Source organism: Spirosoma koreense, assembly GCF_054777875.1.
This window is the reverse complement of record NZ_BAAHAC010000005.1, coordinates 916549-929584: the sequence shown is the minus strand read 5'-3', so window position 1 is coordinate 929584 and position 13036 is coordinate 916549. Positions and strand designations below refer to the sequence as shown.

The 13036-nt window shown below is 54.8% G+C and carries 8 protein-coding genes; 4 read left to right on the top strand and 4 right to left on the bottom strand.

All coding sequences use genetic code 11. The features are described 5' to 3' along the window. Window positions 1–41: 41 nt before the first annotated feature. The 3 genes from ACYVC2_RS09600 (at window position 42) to ACYVC2_RS09590 (ending at window position 6259) form a co-directional block, all read left to right on the top strand. Window positions 42–3257, top strand: a complete 3216-nt coding sequence (locus ACYVC2_RS09600; protein ID WP_461102086.1) for a SusC/RagA family TonB-linked outer membrane protein — start codon at window positions 42–44, stop codon at window positions 3255–3257. A gap of 14 nt (window positions 3258–3271) precedes the next feature. Continuing rightward, window positions 3272–5047 carry a RagB/SusD family nutrient uptake outer membrane protein gene (locus tag ACYVC2_RS09595; RefSeq protein WP_461102085.1) on the top strand — a complete coding sequence of 592 codons (1776 nt, stop codon included), beginning with the start codon at window positions 3272–3274 and terminating at the stop codon, window positions 5045–5047. Window positions 5048–5242: 195 nt separating this feature from the next. Continuing rightward, window positions 5243–6259, top strand: coding sequence for a zinc-binding alcohol dehydrogenase family protein (locus ACYVC2_RS09590; RefSeq protein WP_461102084.1), 1017 nt, complete (start codon window positions 5243–5245; stop codon window positions 6257–6259). Window positions 6260–6492: 233 nt separating this feature from the next. On the opposite strand, the gene ACYVC2_RS09585 is transcribed toward ACYVC2_RS09590, so the two are convergent. The 4 genes from ACYVC2_RS09585 to ACYVC2_RS09570 all read right to left on the bottom strand — a co-directional run bounded on the left by ACYVC2_RS09585 (window position 6493) and on the right by ACYVC2_RS09570 (window position 12397). Beyond that, window positions 6493–6927 carry a DoxX family protein gene (locus ACYVC2_RS09585; protein ID WP_461102083.1) on the bottom strand — a complete coding sequence of 145 codons (435 nt, stop codon included), beginning with the start codon at window positions 6925–6927 and terminating at the stop codon, window positions 6493–6495. Window positions 6928–7229: 302 nt separating this feature from the next. After that, the gene (locus ACYVC2_RS09580; RefSeq protein WP_461102082.1) at window positions 7230–7451 is read right to left on the bottom strand and encodes a hypothetical protein; all 222 of its coding nucleotides are present in this window, start codon (window positions 7449–7451) and stop codon (window positions 7230–7232) included. Between the two features lie 387 nt (window positions 7452–7838). After that, the gene (locus tag ACYVC2_RS09575; RefSeq protein ID WP_461102081.1) at window positions 7839–10709 is read right to left on the bottom strand and encodes a glycoside hydrolase family 95 protein; all 2871 of its coding nucleotides are present in this window, start codon (window positions 10707–10709) and stop codon (window positions 7839–7841) included. A gap of 104 nt (window positions 10710–10813) precedes the next feature. Then, entirely contained in the window at window positions 10814–12397 is a 1584-nt protein-coding gene (locus tag ACYVC2_RS09570) for a sodium:solute symporter family transporter (RefSeq protein WP_461102080.1), read from the bottom strand. Window positions 12398–12472: 75 nt separating this feature from the next. Between ACYVC2_RS09570 and ACYVC2_RS09565 the strand changes: the two genes are divergently transcribed. Further along, window positions 12473–13015 carry a hypothetical protein gene (locus tag ACYVC2_RS09565; RefSeq protein WP_461102079.1) on the top strand — a complete coding sequence of 181 codons (543 nt, stop codon included), beginning with the start codon at window positions 12473–12475 and terminating at the stop codon, window positions 13013–13015. Window positions 13016–13036: the final 21 nt, after the last annotated feature.

Sequence of the window (13036 nt, the reverse complement as noted above, 5' to 3'; positions counted from 1 at the left end):
TTTTATATCCTTAAATCACACGTTGCCTTAATCGACCCCATATGATAACGTATTTACGACTACAGAACCTGTTCGCCAGCACCATCAGGCTGGTATACGCGCTGATCCTGGGAGGGCTCACCGGCGAGGTCTGTCTGGCAGAAGCGGGAAACCGGCTGCCCGCGACAGCGTCTCCGCTGCTGGCCCCACTGCAGAACATCACTGGCACGGTCAAAGATGCCAAGGGAGAAGCCGTTCCGGGCGTAAACGTACTCATTAAAGGCACTAAAACCGGAACCGTTACGGACATCAAAGGCACCTTCCGGCTCAACCTGCCGACTGGCAACGAGACGCTGATTTTCAGCTACATCGGGTTTAAGACTCTGGAGATCTCAGTGAAAGGGCAAACGGCGCTGACGGTGCAACTGGAAGAAGATGCGGCTGCCCTGAACGAAGTGGTGGTGGTAGGCTACGGCGTCCAGAAAAAAGTAAGCCTGACCGGTGCCGTCGCTACGGTAGATATGAAAGCGGTACAGGACCTGCCCGTCAACAACCTGTCGGCCGTGCTGACGGGCCAGTTACCGGGCGTGGGGGTGTCGGGAGGAACCAGCCGCCCCGGCGATAACGCGACCATCACCGTTCGCAACCCGGTCATTCTGTCGAAAGACGGGGGTACGCTGCAACCCCTCTACGTGATCGACAACGTCGTGCGTTCGGCCGATGATTTCAACGCGCTCGACGTATCGGAAGTGGAGGCTATTTCGGTGCTGAAAGATGCGGCTGCCGCTATTTACGGCGCCCGGTCCAACCAGGGGGTTGTGGTGGTGACGACCAAACGGGGGAAAGCCGGTGCGCCCAAATTCAGCTACAGCGGCTCGACGGGGATCTCGAACGCTCGCCTGCCCCAAATGATGAACGGGGTTCAGCAGGCCACTTACCTCAACGACCTGAACTATGCCGCCGGAAAACCGGCCACCGATCCGCTGATCTACACGCCCGACGAACTGGCTTATTTCAAAGACAATAACACCGACTGGCTCCGGACGGCCTGGAAACCTTCGACCGTGGTTCGCCACGCCCTGAACGTGAGCGGGGGTAACGAGAAGGCAACGTATTTTGCGGGGGCCTCCTACAACGCCCAGGATGCCAACTTCGATAACATCAATACTAATAAATGGACGTTCCGGGCCAGTGCCGACATGCAGGTGACGCGAGGCCTGAAAGCCGCTCTGTCGCTGAGCAGCTACATCGGTAACAAACGCATGTACTTTCTGAAGCAGGGGGGCGAAAACCCGGAGAACGACATGAAAAGCTTGCTTTATACGCCCCAGTTCGCCCCGCCTTCTATCGATGGACTGCCCGTGCTGCTGTCGAATTCATCCAACACGAACACCATCGATGCGTTTAACTTCTTTGCGGTTCAGAACTCGAACAACTACACCCAGACCAAAACCACGGGGCTAAACATCACCGCCAATCTGGACTACGAAATTCCGTTCGTGAAAGGGTTAAAAGCCCGGGTGCTTTACAGCCGAACCTTCGACAACAGCTTCGGCAAGCAGTACGGCACCAAATACAACGTCTACAGCTTCTCGATGCTGGGCGACCACAAGCATATTTACGGGGGCGACGTCATCAAAACCACCTCGCTTAACAACGGCGACCGGGTTCGGATCAATCCGGGGTACATCGACACCTACCAGTTCAATGGCTACCTGAATTACGACCGTCAGTTCGGTAAACACCAGGTAACGGCCATTGCGTTCTTCGAGCAGGCCGAAACCCACGCCGACAACGTGCAGGCCATGGCCGAAGGCGTCATCATCGGTGGGCTGGATAACATGCGTTACGCCATCGGCACCCAGACTACCTCCGAGACGGAGTCGGAAACGGGCTTTTTATCGTATGCGGGTCGGGTCAATTACAATTACGCCAACAAATACCTGTTCGAAACGGCCATCCGGTACGATGCCTCGACCAACTTCGCGCCCGAATACCGCTGGGGGTTGTTCCCATCCTTCTCGCTCGGCTGGGTAATGTCGGAGGAGCCCTTTTTCCGAAACAACGTTCGCTGGGTCGACTTTCTGAAGATTCGCGGTTCGCTGGGTCTGTTGGGTGGTGATGCCACCAGAGCCTACAACTGGCTGACCAGCTATTCGATTCAGCAGGGTAAGGGAGCCGTCTTCGGTGGTAATGCCGACCGGCCGCTGGTGGTAACCCCCAACAACGCCATGGCCAACCGCCAGGCTCGCTGGGACGACAATACGAAATACAACATCGGGCTGGATGCCCAGTTCCTGAAAAACCGCCTGTCATTTACCGTCGACGCGTTTTACGACCATCGCTACAACATGCTGACGAGCCTGACCTCGTCGGTACCGCTGCTGGTCGGCGCAACGCTCCCGTCGGAAAACTACGCGACTATCGACGGCTTCGGTACGGAGATTTCGCTGGGCTGGAACGACAAGATCGGTAGCGACTGGTCGTATAAAGTCAATACCTTCTTTACCTGGAACGATAACAAACAGGTGCTGGTCGATGTCGACAAAGGCAAAATTGGTACGTACCTGGACCCGACCGGCCGATCGAGCGATATGGGCGTGCTGGGTTACCACTACCTCGGCATGTTTAGAACTCAGCAGGATGTGGATCAGTATCTGGAGAAAAACCCTGGCTATACCCTCTTCGGGGCCGCTCCGAAACCCGGCATGCTGTATTACCAGGATGTCAGAGGACCGAAAGATGCGTCGGGCCAGTATACGGCACCAGACGGTAAAATCACGGATGCCGACATGGATTACCTGACCCGGAAAGCGAGCAATCACTTCGGTCTCGGGTTCAACTTCCAGGCTTCGTACAAAAACTTCTCAGTGGCCGCCGTGATTTCCGGTTCGTTCGGCGGGCAGGGCATGGTGGAGGGAACCGCCCGGGCACAAGGCACGCTGACGGCAAACCGGCCGGTGTTCTGGAGCGATCACTGGACGCCCGACAACCCGAATGCCGCTTACCCCAGCCCATATTACAAAGACACGTACACCGTCGATTCGAACTACTGGTTCACCAGTTCGACCCAGCTCTCCGTCCGGAACCTCAACCTGTCGTATGGTCTGCCGACGGCGGTTGCCAGTAAATTAAGATTGAGCAATGTGCGGGTTTATCTGGTAGCAACGAATCCGCTGAACCTCTACAATCCGTACAGCTGGAAATCGAATCTGGGGAACTTCGATTCCTATCCGGTGCTCCGTTCGTTCTCACTGGGCCTAAACCTTGGTTTGTAAATCCATCCGATCACATGAAACGTACCCATAAAATACTCGTCGCCCTCTGTTCATCGCTTGTGCTGACAAGCTGCATGAATGTGCTGGACAAAACTGATTTGGGGTCGACTCCGGGCTCGCTGATTTTCAAAGATTCGGTACTGACCCAGATGAACCTCGATTACATCTACGACCAGAACCTGCCCACGCCCATCGGCAGTCTCGGGCCCGAACCCACCGGCATCAGCGGCTTGTCCGATGAATCGTTTGCCGAGAGTAAAATCCTGCAGGGAGCCCTTCAGATCAATGAGATCGGCGATTTCGGTACGGCGCTGAGCGCCACCAACAACTACGGCAAGCTTCGGGTCATCAATATGTTCCTGAGCGATGTCAATGCGGGGTCACTGCCCCAGCTGACCAAAAACAAGCTCCGGTCGCAGGCTCAGTTTTTCCGGGCCTGGCGCTACTTCGATCTGCTCCGGCTTTATGGTGGTGTGCCGCTGGTGCTAAACCCGCTGGCCGCGGTGGGTGTCGAAGCCAAACAGGCCGATTATCTGCCCCGGAACACGACGGCCGAAACTTTTGCGCAGATTGTGAAAGATCTGGATTCGACCATCGCTTCGGTGCCGGGCCGCTGGGCTTCGGCCAACGACTGGGGCCGGATCACGAAAGGCACGGCGGCCGCGTTTAAAGGTCGGGTGCTGCTGTATGCTGCCAGCCCGCAGTTCAATCCAACCGATGACGTAACGAAATGGCAGACTTCGTACGATGCCAACAAGCAGGCCTACGATCTGCTGACGGCCAACGGCTACGGCCTGCATGCGTCGTTCGATCAGTTGTGGTTTCAGGAAGTGAACAACCCTGAAGCAGTTTTTTTGACGGGCTACAACACCGCCACGGGCACGAACACGGCGAAAAGCAATGGCTACGACAACGCCACCCGCCCATCGTATGCCGGCACCGGTGGCGGTTCGAACCAGCCGTCGTGGGAGATGGTCAAAGCCTTCCCGATGCTGGACGGCAAAAAGCCGGGCGAATCAACCAAATACACCTATTCGGATCAGCTGTTTTATAAAAATCGCGATCCTCGTTTCGACAAGACCATCGCTTACAACGGCGCCAACTGGCCCCTGAACGGCAACACAGCCTATAAAGTCTGGACCTACTACGCGGGCGGTAAAACCGTCGAATCGAAAGCGTCCAACACCGGATTCTATACCCGCAAAGCCATCAACCCGACGGTCAGTACGGGCGATGCGCAGTACTCGGGTACCGACTGGATCGAAATCCGGTTTGCTGAAGTGCTGCTCAACCTGGCCGAAAGCGCAACGGGAGTCAATAAACTGGACGAAGCCTACACGCAGCTGAAAGCCATTCGCAAGCGGGCGGGTATCGAAGCCGGAACGGATGGGCTGTACGGACTGAAAGCCAACATGACCCGCGCCGAGATGTTCGACGCGATTCTGTACGAGCGCCAGATCGAGTTTGCCTTCGAAGGAAAGCGGTTCTGGGACCTGCGTCGCTGGAAGCTGATCGAAAAAACCCTGAACGGCGTCCGGCGCACAGGGGTTACGATCAACCTGAAAACCACAGGCGTTCCGGCTGATTTCGCGACCACCCGCGACAACCTCAATCTGGACGACCTGTATAAAAACTACTTCACAATCGCCTTCAAGCAACTGGACACGAAATACGCCATTGCCTGGAAACCAGAATATTATTTCTTCGCCATTCCGCAGTCGGCCATTGACAACAACCCCAAACTGATTCAGAACAACACCTGGGGCGGGGCATTCGATCCATTGAAATAAAGTCCGTAGCGCGGACGACCGGCCGCGCTACAATCCACGCAAGAATAAGTATAGGGTAGAATAGGTTGGTAGTTAGTAAACGTACTGAAATGCAGACGCCCAGCGATTTTCGCCTGTTCTTCGGTATCTTTCGGTACGTTTTTCCTTAGGGCTTTGGCCGATCGACTGGCCAAAGCTTTTTCTGCATTCATATTTATGAACACATTAGTCTGCACGACCCCCGGTCAGTTCGATTACCAGCAGGGCATCCGCCCGACGCTGGCGCCCGATCAGGCCATTATCCGGATCAAACGAATCGGCATTTGTGGCACCGATCTGCACGCCTACGAAGGCACCCAGCCCTTTTTTTCCTACCCACGAATTCTCGGCCACGAGCTGGCCGGCGAACTCGTCGAAGCGGATGGAGCCCCTGATTTTTCGCCGGGAGAAGTCGTTACGTTCATTCCTTATTTCAACTGCGGCACCTGTATAGCCTGCCGGTCGGGCAAACCCAACTGTTGCGTAAACCTCCGGGTAAGTGGGGTTCATATCGACGGGGGCATGGTCGAATACTTATCGGTTCCGGCCTACTCGCTGGTCCACGGCGACGGCCTGAGTGAAGATGCCCTGGCGTTGGTCGAGCCGCTGGCGATCGGTGCCCACGGCGTTCGGCGGGCTGCGGTTCAGCCCGGTGAGTTTGTACTGGTGATCGGTGCCGGCCCCATTGGCCTCGGCGTAATGGAGTTTGCCCGCATTGCCGGAGGTAAGGTCATCGCCCTGGACATCAACGAAAGTCGGCTGGCTTTTTGTCAGCATAAACTGGGGGTCGCTCATACGATCAATGCGCTGGCTCCGGACGTGACGGATCAGCTTCGGGAAATTACCAACGGGGATATGCCCACGGTGGTCATCGATGCGACGGGTAGTCTGCGCGCGATAAACAACAGCTTTCAGTACATGGCCCATGGGGCACGCTACGTGCTGGTTGGGCTTCAGAAAGGCGAAATCAGTGTCAGCCATCCCGAATTTCACAAGCGCGAAGCCACGCTGATGAGCAGCCGTAACGCCACCCGCCAGGACTTCGAGCATGTCATTGCCAGCATGAAACAGGGACTGGTCGACCCGACTACCTACATCACCCACCGGGTCGCCTTCGGGCAGGTACGGGATACGTTTGCCAGCTGGCTCGATCCGGCAACGGGCGTTATCAAAGCGATGGTGGAGTTGAGCTGATGCGGCCCGGACGCTGATAAATAGGAGATTCTGTCATTCCGACGCAGGAGGAATCTTGATCCATCCTGACGTTTAAGATTCCTCCTGCGTCGGAATGACAGAATCGTCCGCTGACCAGCCTCGATAAGCCTAACTCAGGAACGGGCAAATCTGGAAGGTTAACCACTGACTAAACCAACAGGCCCGGACGTTCAGAACGTCCGGGCCTGTCTGTACCATTTATACGCTCAGGATCAGGCGACCGATGGAGACGACTGTTTTACGGGAAAGTCGCGCCCGTCTTCCTGCAAAGTTTGTAAGGCTGTCGCCTTTGCTTTTTTGTGATAGAACACGTACGAACCAATACCCACCGCCACAAAGACCAGCATCGGCGCCCAGTCGCTGACAGCTTTACCACTACTTGCGACGGAATACGTAGCGCCCAGTAGATCGTAGAGTAAGCCGGCATAGGCCCATTCCTTAAGCCGGGGAAAGCCCGGTACCAGAATGGCCACCACGCCCAGTAATTTGGCCCAGCCCAGAAACGGAATCAGATACGCCGGGTAGCCAATTTCCTTGAATCCCTGTACGGCCATCGGCACGACCAGAATATCGGGAATGGCCGATCCCAGCATTACGAAGGCAAATAAACCCGTCAGAATCCAGTACGTGATGGTTGTCTTTTTCATGGCATCAGGCTTTGTGTTTACAGAACTGGTTGGTGTTACATCGCTGTCGTTCAGCGGATCGATGGTATAAATGTACGACCGTTTACGGGCCCAGGGCGGGGGTAATCACGGCAACCTGAGGGGTCGATTGCGTCATTATTCCAGACGCATACTTACCGAAAAACCAGATTCTAGCTGACCCGGTCTTTTTTGGAGAAATCAGTCATCATTACCGGATAGGTAAACAAAAACGATTTTACCGAATGCATTAGGCCTGACTGACGACGCCCGACGCTTCCACCCTTTATCCATTATTCCAGGCATCAGGAAGCCGGCAGGGCGGTCAGATGCAACATGGCTTTCGCCTGCTGATTCAGGTCTTCCAGTATTTGGGTATGGATGAGTAATTTCTGGCAACTCTCGTCGCTATCCAACGAGTCGATAGGTTCCTCTTTCTCGATATCCAGGAGTAGCTTCTCCAGTTCTTCCTGCATTCGGGTAAGCAGGGTTATCAATTGGTCGACGGGGCATTGCCCGATATACATGGCTGCTCGCTTCAGTCGTACCTCCCAGGCCCTGTGTGTTTCAATGCAAGTAACGATCTGGTTATAACTCAACTGAAGGGTAGAAACCGCGGCCAACCAATTCTGTATTATATATTCGGACTTCAAAACGTTTACAAAAGTTTCCAATTTACCGTCGAGCTTTCATTCCGTTTAACAAAATGAAGTATTTACAGGATCTAAGTTAAACAAAAATTAAAATCGATAACGTATCTTTTTCTATTTTTTACGTAAGTCACTGAACCATAAATAGCTTTTTTTTAAAACCGCCAGACACCCCTCCGGGGCCAGAAGAGTGGGTAAGGAGTCTCTGAGCAAGGGCATAGGCGGGGCCGTTTTATCCTGATTATCAGCCTATACCCTTCATCGCTATACAATCACGTTCAAACTACCATCCAGCTTATACGTTTTCCCTTTTTCGGTTGTCAACTGTACTTGTTTATCGCCATAGCGCAATACGCACGGCTGACCGGCTCTGGAGGTAACCGTAACCCCGCTCAGACGACCATTTTGCCAGCGAATGTCCAGCACAAAACCACCCTGCGCACAGATGCCGTGAATGTATCCGGTCGGAAGGTCGGAAGGCAGCGCCGGGAGCAGATCGATCGTTTTGCCCTGGCTCTGCAGCAGCATTTCGGCAATGCCACTGGCCCCGCCGAAGTTACCATCGATCTGAAAGGGTGGGTGCGCGTCGAACAGGTTCGGGTACGACCCACCCCCCGTCGTGCCTTCGGGTGAAATAGCCGGTCTGAACAGCAACCGAAGCATATTGTAGGCATGGTCTCCGTCGCGAAACCTAGCCCAGAAATTAATTTTCCAGGCCAGGCTCCAGCCCGTCCCTTCGTCGCCCCGTTCGAGCAGCGATTGCCGGGCGGCTTTCATCAGGTCGGGGGTGTCGTCCCAGGTGATATCCGTGCCGGGATGAACACCCCAGAGGTGCGATACGTGCCGGTGATGGTCGGCCGGATCATCGATGTCCTGCAGCCACTCCTGCAACTGGCCGTGCCGACCGATCTGATTGGGGGCGATCTGGCTGTACATGGTTTTCAGCGTATCGCGAAAGGCCACGTCGGTTCCCAGCACCTGGCTGGCCGCGATGCAGTTTTTGAACAGATCACGAATAATCTGGTGGTCCATAGTCGGTCCTGCCACCAGTCCGCCATGTTCGGGAGAATTGGAGGGTGTGCTGATGAGCCAGCCGGTTTTAGGGTCTTTCACCAGGAAATCCACGAAAAACTGAGCCGCTTCTTTCATGATCGGATACCCCCGTTTTTGCAGAAAGGCCCGATCCTGAGAATAGCGGTAATGCGCCCAGAGGTGGTGCGACAACCACGCGCCCCCGCTCACCCAGATGCCATGATTCGACGCGTTGATGGGGGCCGTACCACGCCAGAGATCGGTGTTGTGGTGCAGTACCCAACCCCGGGCGTTGTAGTGTGCTTTCGCCGTTTTTCGCCCCGACTCCACCAGCTCTTCGATCGCCGAAAACAGGGATTCATGGCAGGCCGAGAGGTTGAGCGGTTCGGCGGGCCAGTAGTTCATTTCGAGGTTGATGTTCGTGGTGTATTTACTACCCCAAGGGGGTGTCAGCAGATCGTTCCATATACCCTGCAGGTTGGCAGGTTGTGCCCGTGCGCCAGCCTGGCCCGGTCGCGAACTCGAAATGAGCAGATACCGACCGTATTGCAGGTACAGCGCCACCAGATCCGGATCATGCGCTTTTTCGAAGCGCTGCAGCCGTTCGTCGGTCGGGTATTGCTCGCTGGCCGAGTGTCCCAGATCGAGTGATAGGGTGTTGAAATATGTTTGGTACTCGTTGATGTGGGCGGCTTTGATGACCTCGAAGCGTTTGGTTCGGACGGCCTGCAAAGGGCGCTGGCTCATCACGGCCGGGTCGCCGGAAACATCGTCGTAACGCTTGAAGTTAGTTCCCGCCGTCAGGTACAGCGTCGCTTCGTCGGCCCCGGAAATAATGAGCTTATCACCCGAAACGATTATTTTTCCGTTCCGGGTCTGGATGTGTAACAGACTCTCTCCCCGCAAAGCGCCATCCCGCACCTGAACCGACAGCGCGATTGTCTGATTATCGATTTGACGTACGTCGCTTCCTTTGTGCGGACTATCCAGCGTTGCTTGGAAGGCAATATGCCCGGGTTCACTGGCGGTCAGATGAACGGCAATGACCTGATTGGGCGCACTAGCTAGGTATTCCCGGGTGTAGCGCACGCCTGACGCGGTGTAGGTAACGCGGGACAGCGCTTTGGCCAGATCCAGCTCGAAGCGGTAATGACTAGCCGTCCCCTGCCCACTAAACCGCATCCGGAGGTTACCGAACGGCTGATAATCGGCCTGGTAGTGGGGCGAAGCCGGGGGCGCATCGTCCTGAACCCAGTACCGAAACGGCTGGTTCAGCGGCACCCCGTCGGTTGGCTGCTGGCCGTCGGGATAAACCACGAACGTCGGCTGGCTCGTTTTAACTCCAATGAATCCACCCTTGTCGAACAGATTGATGACCTGGATCGCCAGTTGGTTTTTGCCGACGTGCAGTTTAGCCGCTGAGATTTTATACCGCCGGTTTTTCGTGATGCCTTCCGACGTACCGATCAGTTCGCCGTTCAGGTACGTAAAGTCCTGATCGCGGATACGACCCATGTCGAGCACGACGTCTTTCCCGGACCAGGCTTGCGGCAGATCGAACGAGGTACGAAACCAGACGGCTCCGTCTAACCCTTCCAGGCCTGCCTGACGTGGCCCGGCTTTTTCCCAGCCCTCGGCGGTGGGCACTGCCATCGTTTTCCAGGAGCTATCGTCGAATGAAGCGGTTGTCGGGTTCGCTTTCAGGTGATTCAGATCACGGACACGGGTAAACCAGGCTTCTTTTTTCGAAAGGTAATCGTTCTCGTGACTCTGCTGGCCCATGAATTTCTCCTGCGCCAGCTTTTCGGCTTCAGCCTGTTTTCCATCGGCCAGCAGTCGACGAATCTGAGGCAGGTATTTGGCTGCTCCTTCGCGCTGATACTCACGCGGCTGGCCCGTCCAGAGGGTTTGTTCGTTAAACTGAATCTGGTCTTCCTGAATGCCACCATAGACCATGCCGCCCAGCCGCCCGTTTCCGATCGGCAGCGCTTCGACCCACTGTCTGGCCGGCTGTTTGTACCAGAGTGTCAACGGTTGCCGGGCGGGGGGCTGCGCCTGCGCGGTCAGCGCGATCAGTAATGACAGGATCGATAAGCGTATCATGGTTGGTAAAGACTATTTATAAGGTTCGGCTGTGGCAGAGCATCGTTTTCAGTTGAGTGAACACTGGTTCGCCAGCCCGGCCGCGGTACTAATGACCGGCTACATCAGTGAAAAACAAGATACAAACCCACCATCGTTATGGCCAGTCCGATCCAGGCAATCCAGACCCGCCGGGTAGGTTGCCCGACACTATCGTTTCCGGCCGAATCAGCGACGTAAACCGACGGATTTTTATCCAAAAGTGAAATGAACACCGCCAGGATCAGCAGGGTCGCGAAAATAGAAAACGATAGCAGCAGGTAGTGCGGCCAGAACATGTACCGGTCGGGCGGGAATATCCATAAATACAAAACCCCTACCCCCAGACTAAAAGCCGAGCCCACCGATAGAATAGAGTTGACCGCTGTGCGGGTCGTCCGCTTCCAGAAAACCGTCAGCAAAAACACCACCGATAAGGGCGGGGCAATGAAGCCCAGCACCGACTGGAACACATCGAACAGGTTGAGGCCTTCGATGCTGTCGATGGCCAGCGCCATCAGCACGGCAAACAGGCACCCGGCGATTACCGTCATCCGTCCGACGCGGATAAGTTGTTGAGTACTGGCCGCCGGATTGATTTTGCGCGCGTATATATCCATAGTAAACACTGTACTGAGTGAATTCAGCGAGGAGCCGATCGTACCGACCAGCACCGCAATCAGCACCACAATCACCAGGCCGTTCATGCCCGGCGGAAACAGGTTCGTCACCATGGTCATGTAGGCTTCGGCGGGGTCTTTCAGATTCGGGAACAGGATAAAACATAGTATTCCCGGAAGAATGAACAGCGGCAGCGACAGGATTTTGAGCCAGCCAATGAAGTTAACCCCCAGTTGGCCCTGCTCCAGATTCCGGGCCCCCAGCACCGACTGCACCATGGCCTGGTCGGTGCAAAAAAAGGCAATAGCAGCCACCGGATACCCCAGCACAATAGCGGGCCAGGGATATTTTGGGTCGTTGGCCGGATGAATCAGGCTCCAGTAATCGGCGGGCGCTTTCTGATAGAGCGCTTCCAGCCCTCCTACTTTGTTGATGCCCAGAATCGTCAGCGTGATCGACACCGCAATGAGCAGCAGCATCTGAAACACGTTGACGCGGGCGATGGCTTTGAGTCCGCCCGTGTAGGCAAACAACCCGGCAAACAGCACCAGCACTACGACCGACTGCCCCATCGGTATACCCAGAATCTGCCGAACCAGAAACCCACCCGCAAATAGCCCCAGCGACAGCCACGAAATGAGCATCTTGATGAGCGCATACCAGGCCAGAATCGTCTGCGTCGACTCACCGTAGCGCTTCCCCATAAATTCAGGCATGGTCGTTACGTGGGCGGCCAGGTATTTTGGCGCGAATACAATGGCCAGCAGAAACAGAAATACGAACGCGTACCAGTCGAAATTGATGGCCACGATGCCCGTGCTGTAGCCGATACTGGCAAAGGCCAGCAGCATAGACGGCCCAACGTTGGTGCCCCACATGTTGAAGCCAATGCTCGCCCAGCCCAGCGATTTGTTCGCCAGAAACAGCGTTTCGTTAGCCTGCCCCTGTCTCGGTCGGCTGGCCCGATACCCGATCACCACCAGGATAATCAGATACGCCAGCACGATGCCGTAGTCTAAAGCGGTTAAGCGATCGATGATGTTATTCATAAAAACCCAGGTTTAGAAAAGCACATCCATTGCCCATCTTTTGAGAACCGATCCACAAATCCCTATCTTCGTTAGGTGAAAAAACAACTGACTCCCGGTCTTGCTTTTGATGTTGACAGACTCACGAACTCGATTGAGAACGTCCTTACTGGAGAGGTTTTTGACACAGAAATTGTCAGACTGGCAAGCCTGGACATCAGACAGATCAGGCGAATGGATTGGTTGTTTAACTGGCACAAAGAACTCAGGGATACGACTAAAGAAGTTTATAAATTAACGACAGTAAATAACCCTGCCATCATTCAGGGACTTGTTAGCATCGAAGACAAGCAGGACCACATTTTTATGCACTTAATTGAGAGTTCTGCGTTTAATAAAGGGAAAGACAAGGTTTATTTTGGTGTTCCGGGAAACCTCGTAGCCTATGCCTGTAAAGTTTCGATTAACAGAGGCTATGAAGGCTTCGTCGCTTTTGATGCAAAATCAGAGTTGATTAAACACTATCAGGATACACTTCAGGCTACGCATTTCCGTGGATTGAGGATGTTCATCGAGACAAAGGCGGCATTAAGACTTATTGCACATTATTTTAAGAACGAAGGCAATGGGATTGATTAAAGAACCAAAAGAAATCGATAT